Source organism: Agrobacterium sp. 22-226-1 (genome assembly GCF_053522345.1).
Genome location: NZ_JBNWCP010000012.1, coordinates 72,204 through 89,122, shown reverse-complemented (window position 1 = coordinate 89,122; position 16,919 = coordinate 72,204). Strand labels below are relative to the sequence as shown.

Annotated in this window: 14 protein-coding genes; 3 read left to right on the top strand and 11 right to left on the bottom strand. The window is 59.2% G+C overall.

Annotation, left to right across the window (positions count from 1 at the left end; all coding sequences use genetic code 11):
* Nucleotides 1-53: 53 nt before the first annotated feature.
* The 7 genes from ACQZ5K_RS19525 to ACQZ5K_RS19495 all read right to left on the bottom strand — a co-directional run bounded on the left by ACQZ5K_RS19525 (nucleotide 54) and on the right by ACQZ5K_RS19495 (nucleotide 6,904).
* Complete coding sequence (locus ACQZ5K_RS19525; protein ID WP_149622417.1) at nucleotides 54-953, bottom strand: VOC family protein; 900 nt, start codon at nucleotides 951-953, stop codon at nucleotides 54-56.
* A gap of 194 nt (nucleotides 954-1,147) precedes the next feature.
* The gene (gene gstA, locus ACQZ5K_RS19520; RefSeq protein WP_149622416.1) at nucleotides 1,148-1,750 is read right to left on the bottom strand and encodes a glutathione transferase GstA; all 603 of its coding nucleotides are present in this window, start codon (nucleotides 1,748-1,750) and stop codon (nucleotides 1,148-1,150) included.
* 37 nt (nucleotides 1,751-1,787) lie between these two features.
* A complete protein-coding gene (locus tag ACQZ5K_RS19515) occupies nucleotides 1,788-2,195 on the bottom strand; it encodes a nuclear transport factor 2 family protein (protein ID WP_149622415.1) in 408 nt (135 codons plus the stop codon).
* Nucleotides 2,196-2,227: 32 nt separating this feature from the next.
* Complete coding sequence (locus ACQZ5K_RS19510; protein ID WP_236760051.1) at nucleotides 2,228-3,640, bottom strand: carbohydrate porin; 1,413 nt, start codon at nucleotides 3,638-3,640, stop codon at nucleotides 2,228-2,230.
* On the bottom strand, nucleotides 3,637-4,959 hold the full coding sequence (locus ACQZ5K_RS19505; RefSeq protein ID WP_448741151.1) for an MFS transporter: 1,323 nt from the start codon (nucleotides 4,957-4,959) through the stop codon (nucleotides 3,637-3,639). Before ACQZ5K_RS19505 ends, ACQZ5K_RS19510 begins: the two co-directional genes overlap by 4 nt.
* 56 nt (nucleotides 4,960-5,015) lie before the next feature.
* Nucleotides 5,016-6,308, bottom strand: coding sequence for an acyl-CoA dehydrogenase family protein (locus ACQZ5K_RS19500; protein ID WP_149622558.1), 1,293 nt, complete (start codon nucleotides 6,306-6,308; stop codon nucleotides 5,016-5,018).
* A 47-nt stretch (nucleotides 6,309-6,355) separates the two neighbouring features.
* The gene (locus ACQZ5K_RS19495) at nucleotides 6,356-6,904 is read right to left on the bottom strand and encodes a flavin reductase family protein (RefSeq protein ID WP_149622413.1); all 549 of its coding nucleotides are present in this window, start codon (nucleotides 6,902-6,904) and stop codon (nucleotides 6,356-6,358) included.
* A gap of 158 nt (nucleotides 6,905-7,062) precedes the next feature.
* Here ACQZ5K_RS19495 and ACQZ5K_RS19490 point away from each other — a divergent pair, with 158 nt between their 5' ends.
* The gene (locus tag ACQZ5K_RS19490; protein WP_149622412.1) at nucleotides 7,063-7,590 is read left to right on the top strand and encodes a MarR family winged helix-turn-helix transcriptional regulator; all 528 of its coding nucleotides are present in this window, start codon (nucleotides 7,063-7,065) and stop codon (nucleotides 7,588-7,590) included.
* Between the two features lie 31 nt (nucleotides 7,591-7,621).
* Here ACQZ5K_RS19490 and ACQZ5K_RS19485 read toward each other — a convergent pair whose 3' ends face one another.
* The 4 genes from ACQZ5K_RS19485 to ACQZ5K_RS19470 all read right to left on the bottom strand — a co-directional run bounded on the left by ACQZ5K_RS19485 (nucleotide 7,622) and on the right by ACQZ5K_RS19470 (nucleotide 14,715).
* A complete protein-coding gene (locus ACQZ5K_RS19485; RefSeq protein WP_236760052.1) occupies nucleotides 7,622-8,890 on the bottom strand; it encodes a patatin-like phospholipase family protein in 1,269 nt (422 codons plus the stop codon).
* Nucleotides 8,891-9,134: 244 nt separating this feature from the next.
* Nucleotides 9,135-12,197, bottom strand: coding sequence for an efflux RND transporter permease subunit (locus ACQZ5K_RS19480; RefSeq protein WP_174067484.1), 3,063 nt, complete (start codon nucleotides 12,195-12,197; stop codon nucleotides 9,135-9,137).
* On the bottom strand, nucleotides 12,194-13,267 hold the full coding sequence (locus tag ACQZ5K_RS19475; protein WP_149622411.1) for an efflux RND transporter periplasmic adaptor subunit: 1,074 nt from the start codon (nucleotides 13,265-13,267) through the stop codon (nucleotides 12,194-12,196). The genes ACQZ5K_RS19480 and ACQZ5K_RS19475 overlap by 4 nt, the downstream gene beginning before the upstream one ends.
* Nucleotides 13,267-14,715: an efflux transporter outer membrane subunit gene (locus ACQZ5K_RS19470; RefSeq protein WP_149622410.1), complete on the bottom strand. Its 1,449-nt coding sequence runs from the start codon at nucleotides 14,713-14,715 to the stop codon at nucleotides 13,267-13,269. The genes ACQZ5K_RS19475 and ACQZ5K_RS19470 overlap by 1 nt, the downstream gene beginning before the upstream one ends.
* A 148-nt stretch (nucleotides 14,716-14,863) precedes the next feature.
* Between ACQZ5K_RS19470 and ACQZ5K_RS19465 the strand changes: the two genes are divergently transcribed.
* Together ACQZ5K_RS19465 and ACQZ5K_RS19460 are read left to right on the top strand one after the other, a co-directional pair.
* Nucleotides 14,864-15,553, top strand: a complete 690-nt coding sequence (locus tag ACQZ5K_RS19465; protein ID WP_149622409.1) for a response regulator transcription factor — start codon at nucleotides 14,864-14,866, stop codon at nucleotides 15,551-15,553.
* Complete coding sequence (locus tag ACQZ5K_RS19460; protein ID WP_149622556.1) at nucleotides 15,553-16,836, top strand: HAMP domain-containing sensor histidine kinase; 1,284 nt, start codon at nucleotides 15,553-15,555, stop codon at nucleotides 16,834-16,836. Before ACQZ5K_RS19465 ends, ACQZ5K_RS19460 begins: the two co-directional genes overlap by 1 nt.
* The last annotated feature ends 83 nt before the right edge of the window (nucleotides 16,837-16,919 follow it).

Below are 16,919 nucleotides of genomic sequence, written 5' to 3'. Positions count from 1 at the left end.
TCCTCCCTCAACCGCACATGAACAACCGGCGACCGCTTCTGAAATCCAGACGCTCAGAAATCCGGGTCGAAGGCGATGCCCGGACGCAGGAACTCCGGTGTGGGAGGTGTGCCCCACAGATTGAGCCAGCGACCGGCCAGACCTTCGGAAATGTCCCAGGTGCGTGGCTCGTAGGTTGCGTCATTATCGATGCGGTCCAGCTCAATCGAATTTTCGACCAGGCAGCCATGCGGGTCGGCGTAGTAGGTGAAGATGTTGCCGCCGGCGCCGTGCCGACCCGGGCCCCAGACCAGCGCCCTGTCCTTAAGGGTGAGATTGTCGGCGATTGCCGCCAGATCCTCGAGCGAGTGGAGATCGAAGGCGTAATGGTGAAGGCCGCTCTCCCCCGGCCCCATGGCGATGGTGTGGTGAAACCCGTCCTCGGCTCGATACCAACGCAGGCCATCTTCCCCGGTCTGGTCCGACAGCTTCATGCCAAGCACCTTCTCGCAAAACTCGCCGAAGGCCTGGGTATCCGGCGCAAATGAGTTGATATGTTCGATGCGGCGGGGCCGTGCACCGGGCGTCGAATAGTTATAACGACGTGGCTGATTGCGAGCGATCGGCGTATGCACCTCGAAGATACTACCTCCCGGCGCGATCAGGCGAACGGCCTTATCGTAGTGCTTGCCGAGCGGTGTGTCGTCGAGCACGGTGAGTCCATCGGACAGGGCTCTCCGCTTGACTTCGTCGACCGCATCTGGACTGACGGCCTCCAGCCCGCAGGCAATCGCCTTGCCGTCGCCCTTGACGTAGGTCACCTCGTGATGCCGGTCGTTGCTTGAGAGATAAACCCTGTCACCTTCCTGCTCGGTGATGCGAAGACCGACGACGTCACAAAGGTCCTTCGCAGCGCCGACCGGATCGGGCGAAGAGATGACCACATGTCCCATCTGTCGAATTAGGTATGTCATTCCGGTTCCTTCTCTTGAATGAATGAATTTTTTCCCGTGGTGCTTTTTCGCGTTAGAGTCCGCAAAACAACCCTCCCCGCACCCTGCTATGCGGAGACCACAAACTTGTCGGAGATGTTCGAAGCATGCAGGTTCTGCCTGCATGTAGCCGGGTCGCGAGCCTTGCGGCTCGCCGCTCGGAATTGTGTCGGGCCTCAGGTCGCCGTGTTCAGTACCTTTCTGACGGAGGGACGCTCGCCGATGCGCTTTAAATAAGCGACGATTGCCGGCCAGGCCGAGAGATCAAGTTCGGCTCTCTTCGCCCAGCCCAGCACCACAAACGCGTAGGCGTCGGCGATCGTGAACGCTTCCCCGGCCAGATAAGGGCTACTGGCGAGACGAGTGTCGATGACACCGAAAACCCGGGGCAGGAAGGTCGTTTTCGTCAAGTCGCGATATTCCACCGGCGTGTTGGGCCGATTGAGCGGCGAGAAGGTCTTGTGCAACTCGGTTGCGATGTAGTTCGTCCATTCGAGCACACGATAGCGGTTGAAATCGCCCGGTGGCGGCAAAAGCCCGGAAGCCGGTGCCTGGTCGGCGACATACTGCATGATCACCGCGCCTTCGGTAAGGACCTCGCCGCTGTCGAGAACGAGCGCCGGAACCTGTCCTTTGGGATTGACGTCCAGATAGCTCATTCCGTCCCGCAGGTTCTTGGTCTGCAGATCGACGTTCACGAGATCGACCGGAATCGCTACCTCCTCCAGAACGATCCGTGATGCGGTCGAGCAGGTTCCGGGGACTTGGTAAAGCTTCATATGTTGGTACTCCCAATCGAGGCTGTTGTGCGTGGTATCAATGCTTGGGGGGTGCGATCTTGTTCACACTGCTCCAGTGCTCGGAAAGCCTATCGCCACGAACGCGGAAGGCATCGAAAATGAAATAATCGTAGGTTTTGCCGCTGCCGTCCGGTTCCGGTTGAGGCAAACAGGCAGCGACAACAACCATGTCTCCCTCGGCGACGACGAATGCCGGAGGAATAAGCATCTCCGCGGGTTCTGGCACCGGCCCGTTCGGGAAAATCGTCCTCACGAAACCTTCGAGCCCAGACAGACCGCTGGGTATATGGTCGCAGTGCTGGCGGTAGTCCTCAGTCACGAAGTCCTTCACAGCATCAGGGTTCTGACCATCGAAGACCCGACGATAGAATTCCCGAACCAGATGCTTGTTGCGTTCCAGCTGTTCTTTGTTTTCATGTTCCATGACATTGTCCTTTGTGGTCAGCAACGACGTCCTCACGGCCGGCGCAACGGGGAGAGTCCAAGGCCGCCGCTGATGTCGAAGGCAAGGGTGGCATAGAAGACAAAGCCGTCTTTCTGTCGGCCGGAGGAATAATCTGCGAGCACAGACGTGTTGGGGTTGACGATATAGGCGGCGCCGAGATCGAGAACACCGTGCTCGAAAAGTCCAACGCTTCCATGGACGTCGAACATGAACGTATCCCGCGGCTGCTTTTCATCTATGCCGGAAAAGAACAGCCGCGCATTCCTCTCGTATTCCGCTCGCTTTTCGCTCAGCCCGATGTAATGGATCGACGCGCCAATCGTGGCGACCGGATTTTCTGCCCAGAAGCCCGAATATTCGACCCCCGCATAGGCCTCCCAAGGATAGGCCTGACCATCGCCGAAGGTGTGAAACAATCCGCCATAGAGCGCGATGTTCTCCGGAACGGGCCCAGCGCCCGGCGCGCTCCAGACGACTTTACGGACCTGTCCGTAGACGCCGGTCGTGCCTTCGTGTTCGACGATGGTGGGTGCCGGCCCAAAGGTCGGGTTGCCCCAGCCAGAATTGTAGAGAGCATCCTCATAACGCGTCGAGCGATAATAGGCACCAAGCTCAAATTTCAATGGATTCGGATTATCAAAAAACGACTCCTGGTGTGTGAGGTTCGCGATCGCAATTACGCCCTCGGCATCACCCTTGCCCCAGTCCCAGCCATTTCCCTCCTGCCAGTTGTCTGGATTGTCCTCAACGATCCCGAAACCGATCGCGGTATTGGGCGTGAAATGATAGCCTGCGCGCGCACCCCAAACCGAAAGCGCTTCCCCCGGCATATTGAGAGTTGTTGCCAGCGTCGAGTTCAGACATCCGAGCCCCCCGCAAAAACCCCGCGTCATGAAGTCTTGTCCGAGTCCCATTCTGCCCGCCTCGATCTGAAGCCGGTCATCAAGGAGATCGGCTTCGACCGTCAGGCGCGTCAGATCAGTCCGTGAATCCACAACGGGTACCGGAAAAAACGCGTTCGACAGATCGAAGAGATAATTGTCGGTGTTGTATGATGGGTAGTTGATTGTTTCGACCCATTTGATCCTCAGGTCAGGCGTCAGGTTACCCGTGGCCCCGAAGACGAACATTCCGTAATTTGCGGAAGATCCTCCCTCGAATCCAAAAGATGGTGCGTTCTGGTAGATGTCCACATAATCGAGGTGAATATCGATGCCACTGTCGTGGAGCCATTTGCCGGCGTCCGACAATGGTCCGACGAATATGGGTTCCTGGGCGCTGCCGATCGGATTAACTGGCGGAACCGCGATGGCAAGACCATCGTCGTCTGCACAAGCGACAGCTGCAGTCATAAGAACAATCGAGGCGGCACAACCAAGTCGAATGCGCATTTTCCCCTCCCACATGTCGATAAATTCTCTCATCGGCCTGCTCCCCCGGCACGATCTCCCTCAATGCTCATCGGCTTGGGCGGCGAGGCCAGCAGCACCGCGAGCGCGCCAACGACGCAAAGGCCGATAATGATGTTGAACATCAGCGCATAAGATCCGGTCCGGTCAAAAATCGCTCCGGCGCCAGCCGCTCCCGATGCCGCGCATAGCGTGGAAACCGGCATCATCGAACCGAACATCGACGGGAAGGATTCTCGCCCGAAGTAGTTTCCCAGAAGTGCCATGATGCAGACCTGCGAAGCACCGTAACCGATCCCCGCAGGCACGGCGTAAAGCAGTATCCCAGCAAAGCCCTCCGGATGGCTCAGCAGAAAGAAGCCAAGCGTGACGAGCACCATGCTAACTGCAGCGATGATTGCCGGTGACATGCGGTCCCCCAGAAAACCAGCCGTCATATTGCCGATGAAGGAGGCGACGATTGTGATGGCCATGGCCATAGCCGCGTCCGCCGACGAATAGCCGATGTCCTGGAGATGGACTACGCCGTGCGCCATCAGGAAAACCCAAGCCACGCCGGCGACGCTCATGTAGGCAAGGATAAGCCAGTATGCCCTGCTTCTGACCGCCTCTTTCAGGGGCCAGTGGATCTGGCTCTTGAAAACAGCAGTCTCCCCCCTCGTCTGAACGGTCGTTGGGTTCTCAGCTACAAGCCGCTCAACATCGCGTTCGATCAGGGCGAACCGGGCGGTAAGCAAGGCGACGGCGGCGAGGCCTGCGATCACCCACCAGCCGAGGCGCCAGTTATTGTCCGAGACCGCCAGAAGGCGGTCAAGGGCCGGCGGCGACAGGAACCCACCAAACTCGATGGCCGAAAGCACGACCGAGACTGCCAGGGCGCGGCGGACATGAAACCACCGCGCAATAGCCGCTTGCGCAGGCAGCATGCCGGCAACGCATACGCCGGTCCCGACGACCACTCCGAACGCGATGACATACTGCCAGCCGGTGTTGACGACTGACGCCATTGCAACGGACCCGATAAGCAGGACGAAACAGCCGAACGTAACGGTGCGTTGATATCCGAACTTTTGAATGAATATCGCCACGACCGGCCCCTGGAAGCCCATCATCATAACGAACAGTCCGAATCCCAAACCAAAGACTGAACGATCGAGATCGAGATCTGCGATCATGCGGGCGTTAATTACGGCGATGCCAGCGCTTGGCACCGCCACCACCAAAAGCACGACCAGCCAAAGTGCGCCGAGAACCCTCCAGGCGTCCGCGCTGTATTCAAATCCACGCGCCGCAGGCGGCCTGCCGACCGCGCGCGCTCCTACTCCCTGTTCCAAAACTCACTCCTCCCGAGTTGCTGCTTGCGCGGCCTCCTACCGCACAAGCGCCGAATTTATGCGACCGATGCGGGTGCCGACCGGTCTGGAAGACCGCCCGCGAACATCGGAAATGGTTCAATCCCCATAAGTTGCCTCCCGAAAATTTCTGCCGTCGGGTCGAGACGAACCGCACCATGCAGCAGAGCGACGCGCACATCGCGGGCAAATCGCTGCACTGGATTGTTTTCGCTCGCGGTCGCCGACCCGATGCTGATTTGAAGCATGCTGAGGACGGCATCGAGGGAGTTCGTCGCGTAGACGGACTCCATCATCATTGCCTGTTCCTGGCCGTTGGTGATTTCGATGCCTTCGAGTGCGTGGCGATCGAGAATGTCGGCGCTGCGGTGGGCAACCGCCTCCGCCATCTTGATCATGGCGTAGGCCTTGGCCGCGCAGACCTGCGTCGAGGCCATTTCCGCAACTTTTGCATAAGGCAAATTGAAGGGTTGCTGCTTCTTGGCCATCTCGACGTAGCACTCGAATGCGCCCCGAGCCATCCCAAGCACAATCGCCATGTGAGTGAGGTTGGTGAGAAGCATGAGGCCACGCGCATCGAATTTGCTGGCGAGGCCATTATAGCGACGGCGCGTTTCATCCATCCTCATCGGGAAATCACGCATGTCCATGAAGCGTCGATCGGGAACGAATTGCTCTTCTTCTACCGTGAGACTGTTCGATGAGGTCGCCTTCATTCCCATCACATGCCAGTTGTCGACGATCTCGACCTGGTTTGCTTGAAGGATGGCCATTGCACGGCTCATCTGTCCCGGGGCACGCTCGTAATCGACGCCAACGGCAATCCATTTTGCATGCTTGCAGCCGCTGCCGAAGTGCCATGAGCCACGGAGCATCCAGCCCCCGTCGACGCGGCGGGCGGAGCCAACCTTGGTCGCAAAGATTGAGGCTCCCGCGGCAAGCGGTCCGACCCAATTCTGCCCTTCGCCGAAGATCTCGCGGACCGCATCGTCCGGAAAGGAGATAATATTGCGCAGGCCACCCGCCACGAACACGATCCAGCCCGCGGCACCATCGCCGCGACCGATTTCGCTGACAATCTCGACCACGTCACGCGCTCCGAGTGCATAACCCCCGAAATCCGTCGGCAGCGTAAGACGAAATGCGCCGATATCGTTAAGCGCGTGCAGGCTTTCCCGACTCAGGGCGCCGAGCTTCTCACCCTCCAACCCATTCTTGCGCAACAGGGGAACGAGATCAGCGGCTTTTTCCCGAACGCCGCGTCCGATCTCACTGGAGTAAGGCGATTCAAGCACGTTCGTGGGCGACTCCCTAAACAGCTTCAAGTTCATGTCCACGCTGAAATTCCTTATTTTTTGGAGCTGATGGTGCCCTGTGTTCACGGGGCGGCAAAGGGGACACATGAATGAAAGTCCCGGCGAAACCACGCCACCGGCGCGCTGACTTCATCATTGATCGAGGTGGCAAGAACCCTGCCGATCAGGAGTTGGTGATCTCCGATAGTCTGTGTACTGTCCAAGGAGCATTCGATGGACGCATCGAACCCTGGAAGGAGAGGAACTCCGTTCTGAGATAGTGTGCATGCCAACCCTTCGAACTTGTCATGCGCGTCGGATGCAAACCGGAGGGCGAGCTCGCGGTTGGGCTCGGAAACGATGTGAGCAGCAAATTTCCTCGAGTGCAAAATCGCCTGTAGCGTCTTTGACTTTTGCGCGAGGCCGAAGACGACCAAAGGTGGGTCAAACGATAGCGAACTGAAGGAGCTGACAGTCGCGCCCGTGGGTTGATCTTCTGCAATACTTGTGACGATCACCACTCCGGACGGGAGACGACCAAAGACGTCCTTCAACGCGTTCCGGCTCGGGTAAGCTTGTACCTGTGGCGAACAAGGAAGTGGCGGCGCAGCAGTAACAGCATTAAATTTCATCGATACCTCCCATATCGTTTAGAGGTATCTTAGATCTAAATTATCTTGTGTCAAGGGTCCTGGATGATTAGTGTTGGACGCGGCTACGCGTGGACCCCTTTGCGCATCATGCCTGGCTTTGGTAAGTAGTGGCTAAGCCCATGGGATTGGATTTCAACATGTTAGACAGCAGCGATCGCCTTGTATCTCAGACCCAAAAGGTGTTCGATGAACTCGTTCGACAGTGGGAGATTGATTTTCCCGGTGAAGACAGCTCTCCGATAGCGATCGCAATGAGAATACGGCACCTTTATCAGCTGGATCAGGAATCTCTTCAGGCAATTCTCACGCCTTTTGGTCTCGGAGTGGGTGATATCGATGTCCTGACCCACCTTGCTCAACGTCCAGAGGGTCGCCCGATTCGGCCGAGTGATCTTGCTGAACTCTGCATGGTGACGACAGGCGCCATCACGGGGCGGTTAACCAAACTGGAGCAGCGAAATTACCTTAAGCGCGTACCGCATCCTTCAGATAAGCGAACGATATACGTTGAAATCACGAAGGCAGGTCGGGAGCTTTTGAGCAGGACGAGGGAAGAAGTTGCAAGGTCATCTCATCTGCTCCAGGGCATTCGTGTTCTCGACATCTCAGAACGGCGCGATCTGGTTGCAACCCTGACAAAGTTGATTTCTCTTCTGCCTTCCTGACCAGATACCGCCTTTTGTCGTGACGCCCGGCTCAAAAGATCGGCGCGCTCTTCCATACCGTGCCGACCATCGCCTGATTGTAACCGTCCGCGTAAACAGCGCGCATATAGTTGGTATTGAAGGGATCGAGCATTGAATAGGGGATCTGTTTGTCGATCCATGCGATCCTCAATCGACTGCCGGTTCTTTGGCTATGGTTATAGAGGGCAAGCAAAGCCTGTTTGGTCTGAGATTTAACCATCGTTGCGTAGGACCGTCCGGCCACCGAGATCGTCGAATTCTTCGTCTCGGCGAACTCCGGCATCAGGGCGTTGTTCACGATCACGTAGATGTCTGGATTGCGCTTGTTAAGCGGCGCCTGTCTGCCCGGCGAGGCGAGCACAGCGTCGGGCAAGCCAAAGAACTGCATCGATGAGCCGCCGTCGGAATGCAACTCCTCGATCTGCCGGGACCCGGATTTGGACTTGATTGTCACCGCCGGAAAGACGCCCGGTATGCTGGCGGAGGCGATCAGGACATCCCGAAAAAGCCCGAGCGCATCCGGCCGGCCGCTGTTTGCAATAGCGCCCATGTTCCAGACCACACCGCGCTGCGAATCGAGATTGGTCGTAAGAACGAACAGCCGTCGTCCCCGGCGGTGCTCGGCTGCAATCTTTTGCAGGATATCGCTCGTTATGTAGTCGGAGACCATCTGCCGCAAGCGCTCCCCCTTGAGGATGCTCGTCCCCAAAAGGCCGGTACCCATCCACCTCATATCCACGAGCTCTCTCGCCTGGCCACCAGTGTAAAGATCGGCGAGCGCCTTGTCGTATGCGGGACCGAGAAATGCATAAGGTGCTATCAGCGCACCTGTACTGACACCTGTGACAACGTCGAATACTGGCCGTGTATGTTGATTGCTCCAGGCGGACAGAACGCCAACCGTAAATGCTCCTCCAGAACCTCCACCCGAAACGCAGAGAACGTTGAGGTTCTTGTCGGTCGTGCGGGGCAACCATTGTGTCTCGTCTCCAATGCTGCCCTCGGGAGCATCGGCATAAGCACGAATGTTATCGAAACCATCGACTTCGGCAACCGCCGCTTCGCTGGCGGAATAGACAGCCCGGGTTGTCGTCACGCAGCCGTACACAGGCATGCAGATAGCGATGACAAGGATAAAGGGAAGCACGCTGGTCCGTGGCTTGCTCATTTTTCGCGTAACTGAACGGGAAAGCGAGCCATCAACACGTGCCAACTCGGCCAAAGCTGACAGCGTCAAACGCTTAAATGCGAACCATCTGAAGGCGAAACGTGGATCCATTCGGCATCCTTGCTGAAAACTGCGATAGCACTCAATGATCCGTCCCGATGTATTCGGAATAGAGAACGCCGTTGCTGCCAGATCGGTCAGAGTGTCGATCCATCTCCTTTGATGGCGACAAAATTGTGGTCTCTGACGGTGGCGATCCGGTCCAATTGAGCCGTTCGAAGCAATGATCGTGCCTGGCCTAACGCAATTCATGCTCTTATCTCCCAGCCGGTTAGCCAGATTCTGCAGGCATAGGCTATGCCTTTTCCTTCTGCTTGCCGCGGAATGGCCGCTTGAGGAGGTCAAGGAAGTCGTCGACGAAGGTGAAGATGACCGGGATAACGAGCAGGCTAAGGAATGTGGAGGTCAGCAGCCCACCGATCACGACGATCGCCATGGGTTGGCGGAAGCTCGCATCGCCGCCAGTGAGGCTGAGTGCAACGGGTAGCATGCCGCATCCCATGGCGATGGTGGTCATGATGATGGGCCGCGCCCGCTTGTGGCAGGCGTCCACCAGAGCATCGAACCGCTCCATACCGCCGCGCCGTGCCATAATGGCGTATTCGACCAGCAGGATGGAGTTCTTCGTCACCACGCCCATCAGCATGAGCAGTCCGATCACCGCCGGCATGGAGAAACTCGTGCCGGTGACGATGAGCGGCAGAAGTGCTCCACCGAGCGACAATGGCAATGCCATGAGGATGGTGAGGGGTTGCAGGAAATCGTGGAAGAGAAGCACCAGCACGGCATAGATGCAGAACACACCGATAGCCATGGCAATACCGAAGCTTTCAAACAATTCAGAACTGCGCTGCAGTTCGCCCTGTTCGACAAGGTGGACGCCCTGTGGAAGGTTCTTCAGCGCAGGCAGTTCTTGGGCTTCACGGTTGACGTCACCAAGGATCCGGCCGTTGAGTTCGACCGAGAGCGTGACGTTGCGCGATCGATCGATGCGATTGATCTCCGACGGGCTGCCGCCGATGCCGATCGCGGCGATGGAACCGAGATCTACGCTGTCGTTCGCGCCGCTGACGCGGAGATTGGCGATGTCGTCCAGCGTCGTTCGGTTGTCGGGATCGAGCCGCACGCGGATCGATACCTGCCGCTGTGGCAGATTGAGCTTTGCCATTGACGAGGAATAGTCACCATTGGTCGCGACGCGGACCGCTTCGGAGATCGCTTCCGATGTGACACCAAGTGCGGCTGCCCGGGTAAAATCAGGAACGATCTGGATTTCTGGCGCCTGGAGTGAGGCACTGGAGGTAACGGCGCCGATGCCCTTAAGCGTGCGCAACTGCTCCTCAAGCGCGTTGCCCGCCTGATCGAGGGCATTGGAGTCGTCACTGGCAAGCGTGATCTCAAGCGTCGTTCCATTGCCGCCCGTTCCGACTTCGACCCTCACACCGGGCAACGCCGCGAGCGCCTGCCGGATGTCATTTTCGATCTGGGACTGCTTGCGGTCGCGATCGCCGATCGATGTCAAATCAACGACAAGGGTTGCCGAGGTGACGTCATTTGTTGTTGAGGACTCCAGGCCGCCCCCCGAGGAGGCGCTGCCGACGGCTGCGAACACGTGGGTCACGTCCGACATTTTTGCGATAATGTCCGCGGCCTGGCGCGTCACAGCGTCTGTCTGCTCGATGGTGCTCCCCGGTTGCAGTGTGAGCGTTACCTTCGTCTGTGCGTCGTCGGAGGCCGGCAGGAATCCCGATTTGAGAAGAGGGATTGCCGATAATGAAAGTCCGAGGAAGACGGAGACACCGAGAACCGTGAGCTTCCGGTGGCTGAGGCAGGCTTTCATGATGGCCATATAGGTGCGCATGATGCGTCCGTCCTTCTCCTCAGTCGGATGCGCCTTCATCATGTAGGCGGCCATCATTGGTGTCAGCAGGCGCGCGACCAGCAGCGAAGCCAGCACCGCGACGGCTGCGGTGACACCGAACTGGCGGAAGATGAGGCCGGGAATACCGCTCATGAAGGCGGTCGGCAGGAACACGGCGACGAGCGTAAAGGTCGTGGCGATGACGGCAAGGCCGATCTCGTCGGCGGCCTCAAGTGCCGCCTCCATTGGCGATTTTCCCATGTTGAGGTGGCGCGCGATGTTCTCGACTTCCACGATGGCGTCATCGACGAGGATGCCGACCACCAGGGAAAGGGCGAGAAGCGTTACGGTGTTCAGGCTGAAATCCGCGAAATACATCGCCAGAAAAGTCGGGATAACCGACAGGGGCAGCGCCACCGCGGACAAGAAGGTTGCTCGCCAGTCGCGCAGGAACAGCCAGACCACGACGACGGCGAGAATCGCGCCTTCGTAGAGCATGTGCATGGAGCCGTCGTAATTCTCGATGATCGGCCCGACCGTACTGTAGGCCTCTACGATCTCCACATCGGGATTGGCGGCCGCGAACGTCTTCATCGCGGCCTGGATGTCGGCTGCGACGCCCGTGTCCGAAAAGCCGTTCGAGCGCTTGACCTGCACGCCTATCACCGGCTGCCCATCGAGATAGGCAAGCGACGAGCGATCGGAGAAGCTGTCCGTCACGGTGCCAATTTCATCGAGACGCACCAATTCGCCGCTCGGCAGCGGGATCGCGAGCGCCTTAAGCTCCTCGACCGAGGCGACGGCGCCGAGAGTCCTGATCGTTTGCCTGCTACCACCGATCTCGCCGCGTCCGCCCGAACTGTCCGCCTGAACGGATTTGAGACGGGACGAAACCGTCGCGGCCGTAATTCCCAGCGATCCCATGAGCTGCGGGTTCAAATCGACATGCACTTCGCGGTCGATCCCCCCAACTCGGCTTACCTCGCCTACACCGGATACGGAAAGCAGGGCCTTTGTCATGTCGTTGTCGACAAACCAAGAAAGTTCCGTCTCGTTGAGCCGGGTCGAGCGGACGGAGTAGGTGAGCAGCGGTGAACTTTGGACTGTGACCTTGGTGACGCTCGGTGACTCCATGTCGGCCGGCAGATCCGTCGTGCTGTCGACTGCGTTACGGACCTCGTTGAGAGCCTCCTCGCTGTCCTTTTCCAGTTCGAAAGACACGCTGATCGACACGGACCCGTCCGTGATTGTCGTGGTGATATGGTCGAGCAGGCTAAGCGAGGCGAGATTGTCCTCGATCTTGCGGGCGACCTCGGTCTCCAGTTGCGTCGGAGCCGCGCCCTCGAGCGTCGCGGTGATCTTCACCGTTGGCAGGTCCATGTCTGGAAAGTTCTGGACGGCGAGCCGCTCGAAGGCGAGCAGACCGCCGACGGTCAGCAGAACAAAAAGCAGAATGGATGGAACGGGATTGCGGATCGACCAGGCGGAGAAGTTCATTGCGCTTCTCCTTCAACCCGTACCAGCGCTTTATCCGAGAGGAAGGCGCCACCGGATTTCACAACCGAGGTTGATCGATCGATGCCGGACAGAACCTCCACCTCGCCACCATTGCGGCGTCCGGTCTCGACACGCACGCGAGAGGCGCGCCGATCCTTATCGACCGTAAAGACATAGTTGATGCCGTCGCGGAACACGAGCGCGGTCTCGGGCACCGTGAGGGCGCTGGTCGACTGCAGCTCGATCTGTCCGGTGACATAGATGCCGACCGGAGGATGATCCTCCGGTGGCAGCGTGACATAAATGATCGCGCGGCCCGTATCGGTGCTGACCGTCGGTCCGACCAGCCTTACCTTCCCCTCGATGCGCCTGCCGCCAGGGCCGGCAATCGCTGCAGCAAGGCCCTCCTTGATGTGAGGGTAATATCGGGCTGAGACCTCGGCTTGCCATTCAACGCGTTGCTGACGGACGAGCCGGAACAGCTCTGTTCCTGAGGAGACCACTGCGCCAAGCTGCGCGGAGCGGGAGGTGATCAGCCCGTCATCGATCGCGACGATCTTGGTCTGACTGACCTTGATCTTCTGGCTGTCCAGCGCGGCTTCGGCGGACTTGAGGCTCGCCTCGGCGGTCTGCTCGGCGATCAGGTATTCAGTGACCTTCTCGTCCGAAAGCGCGCCGCTGCCACGAACCTGCCGCGCGCGGTCGGCATTCGCCTTCGCTTTGGCGAGGTCTGCCTTGGCGGTCTCGACCGACGCCTCCTCTTTGCGCAAATCCGCAAGTACGGTTTCGTCCGCCAGTTGAACAAGCGCCTGACCCTTCGCGACCACCGAGCCGACATCGACGAGAACATCGGTGATGCGAAGCCCACTGATTTCTGATGCGATGATAGCCTCGTGCCATGGCTTCAGCCAGCCGCTCGCCGGCACGGTCTCCGCCCACTGGCGCTCAGACGGCTTCACGACGGCTACGGTGAGGGCCGCAGCTTCTTCTTGCTGCGCGAGCGAAGATTGACCGGAAAAGGCAAGGCTTGCCCCCGCGAAGAGAGCAACAAAAAACGGGGCTGTTCGCATCAGAGAGAATTTCCTTGTGATTTCGTCTGGCGCTGTGCCGGGGTAACGGGATCGGCGTTCCAGCCTCCACCGAGCGCCTTGTAGAGGGCAATCCAGTAGCGCACCGCGTCGCGCCGGATTTCGATGAGCGAAATCTCTGCCGATTGCGCAGAGCGCCGGGCTTCCTCCCGGTCGAGCAGGCTGACACCACCCGCCCGCCAGTTGGCATCAACCGAATTGAAATAGGTCCTGTAGTTGCGCGCCGCGCTGCCGGCGTCACCGATCCGTCTACGGGTGCTGTCCACCCGAACAAGCGCAGTCTCGACTTCGGCGACCGCGCTCAGCACGCCTGACTTGTAGTTGGCGACCGCCGTATCGTAATCGGCGATAGCGCTTGTGACGGCGGCGTGACGCGATCCACCGTCGAAAAGCGGAATCGTTAGCGCCGGACCGAAGGACCAGGGCAGCGATTCGCCCGTCAGGGTCGAACTGCTGATCGTGAGCGAGCCATCAAGACTTAGGCTCGGATAAAGATCGGCCTTCGCCGCTCCGACATCAGCGATGGAAGCGGCAAGCTCCAGTTCGAGCGCGCCGATGTCCGGACGCTGCCGCAACGCTTCTGCCGGCACAGCCGCGAGCTTGAAGTTCTTCGGCGTCGGAATGTCTGTCTTGCCCTTCGCCAGCAGTTGCCGGACCCGTGCCTCGTCAGTGCCGGTGACCTGGGCGAGCGATTTCACCAGCACCGCGCATTCGGCCTGTTGCGCCGTCAGCGTCGATGAGGATGAAGCAGCACTTGCCCGTGCTAATGCAAGGTCGGCGGCGGAGGTGAAGCCCGATGTCGCGGCGGTCTCCGTCGCCCGTATCGTTTCGCGCTGTGAGGCGAGTTCGACGCTGTAGGCGTTCTCGAGCTGCCGGCAGGCCCGGTACTGTACATAATAGTCGGCGACCTCGGCGGCGAGTGATACCCGGGTGTCGTGCCAGTTGGCGATCTGCTCTTGGACCCGGAGTTGAGCCGCTTCGCTCTTTTGCCGCGTCTTGCCGAACAGGTCGATCTCCCAGGAGGCATCAAGGCCGCCGCTCGATGTCGTCGCAGCGGCGACGCGGTTGGTGGCGTCGCCATCGGTGGCGGAACGCGCGACGGAGGCCGAGCCGTCCATACTCGGAAACAGGCTCGACCGTGCGGAAGCCAATGTCGCGCGCGCCTTGTCGATGTCGGCGGCGGCCGAGGCAAGGCTCGGATTCTGCTCCTGGGCGTAGCCGATGAGAGAAGTCAGCGAAGGATCGTTGAAGGTTGACCACCACGACACGAGGGTGGATGTCTTGCCGCCATGCGGCACGGTCGCATGCCAGACACTTGCGATCTTGACGTCGGCTGGTTGAAGCTCCACGAATGTCGCGCAACCGGACAGGAGCAGGCAGAGCGTGACCGCCAAAGGCGGATTGGATCTTTTTCTGAATACAATTTTCATTGACCTGCCCGGACTAGCGAAGAATTTGCCTGTCCGTAGCGGATCTAACGTCAAGTGCGGTCAAGCCGGTGTTAAGATAGGTAAAATTCACTGTCCGACAGGGATTTGTCCTGTATGGCTGCCCTCTGAACGAATGATAGGCTTCCGAATGGCAAAGGTTCTTCTTATCGACGACGACGCCGATCTCACGACACTCCTCAAGGAGTATCTCTCCGAGGAGGGCTTCGACGTAGCGACCGCGCAGGACGGGCGCGCCGCGATCGTTCAGGCTGCATCAGGCACCGTCGACATCATCGTCCTCGACATCATGATGCCGCATATGAACGGCATTGATGTCCTGCAGCGCATCAGACGATCGAGTCCGGTGCCCGTCCTGATGCTGACGGCCAAGGGCGATGACGTCGACCGGATCGCGGGGCTCAATCTCGGCGCCGATGATTATGTACCAAAGCCGTGCTCACCCGGCGAGCTCGCGGCAAGGCTGAAGGCCATATTGCGCCGGGCCGGCTCCTCTGGCGCCGGCATCTCGCAGGAAGTGCTCCGGGCTGGCGAATTGGCCATGCATCCGGGAAACAGGACGGCGGAATGGCGTGGAAAGCGTCTGGAACTGACAGGCACCGAGTTTACCCTGCTCGAGGTGCTTGCCCGTAATGCCGGTCAGCTCGTCTCCAAGCAGGAAATATCGAAGCACGCCTTCGGACGCCCCCTGACGCCGTTTGACCGGCGGATCGACGTTCACCTGAGCAGCGTCCGCCAGAAGCTCGGCAGCAGGGATGACGGCCAATCCTGGATACAATCGGTGCGGGGACAGGGCTATCAACTCCTGCAAGACCGATGATGCGTGGCCTGTTCTGGAAGTTCTTCACCATCACATGGTTGATGATGGCTGCATCAATCGCAGGTTTGTTTGCAATCAGCGCTATGCTCGATGTCGGCCCGCTCTCTCAGGACATCGCCCGCCAGCAGCGGGTTTTCGCGCTTGACGTAGCGCAACAGTTGCTGGCGCTAGAAGAGGAGGAAGCTGCCAAATCGTTCGCGCGAGCCGCAAGGGCAGTGCCTCAGCCGGTCGACCTTTCCATATCCGACATCGGTCCGGCGAGTGCTTGCCCGGATGTCGCTACAACGAACATGCGCAACGTCGTTGTGGGTGACGCTTGCTACCGCGCGACGATCATCGCGCAGGAACCGGGGGTTATCGCGGAGACCTGGCCGAAGCTGGTGCCCTGGGCATCGGCCCTGATCGCAAGCGCGATCTCCGCCTTCTGGCTCGCTCGCTATCTCATTCGTCCTGTCGCCCATCTCCGTCACGGCCTGAGCGCTCTCGCTCATGGCCGATTCGACGTCCGCATCGGTGACAAAATGGACGGTCGGAAGGACGAGGTAACGGCTCTGGCTCATGACTTCGATGCCAGCGCCGCGCGCCTGCAGGAACTTCAGGAGGTCCAACAGCGCCTTTTTCACGACGTGTCCCATGAACTGCGCTCGCCGCTGTCCCGCCTTCAGGCGGCGATTGGGGTGCTGCGGCAGAATCCTTCGAAGCTTGAGATAATGATGGAGCGCATGGACCGTGAGATCGAGCGCATCGACGGGCTGGTTGGCGAGATACTTACCCTCGCGCGATTGACCGCCGGCTCCGGTAGCAACGTCGTTCAAACTCTCGATCTGATGGATCTGCTGAACGGAATCATCGAAGACGCGGCTTTTGAGGGACAGGCGCGTGGGATTACTGTGTCCCATGACGGCTCCGCCACCTTCATCGCCGAGGTCAACGGGGAGCTGATCTATCGCGCCTTCGAGAATGTCATCCGCAACGCCCTGAAATATTCCCCCGACAACTCTCGCGTTTCCATTCGCTCGGAGATTATTCATGGAGCCCTTCGCGTGACGGTCACGGATGAAGGGCCAGGTGTGCCTGCGCCTCAAGTCGACTGGATATTCCAGCCGTTTGCGCGCGGAAGCGACACGGCTGCGCCAAACGGCTTTGGCTTGGGCCTCGCCATCACAAAGCACGCGGTCGAACAGCATGGCGGCCGCGTTTCGGCATCGACAGCGGCCGGTGGCGGGCTGGCAGTGATGCTGGAGATTCCCAAGCCGGCCGCTCAAAAATTGGAACGGCGGTGAGATTGAAGCAGGGATGGAGACAGTCCGATCACGAAGTGGCGGGCGATACCCTGCCACGTCATGATCCTGATATCGGTCTGGTG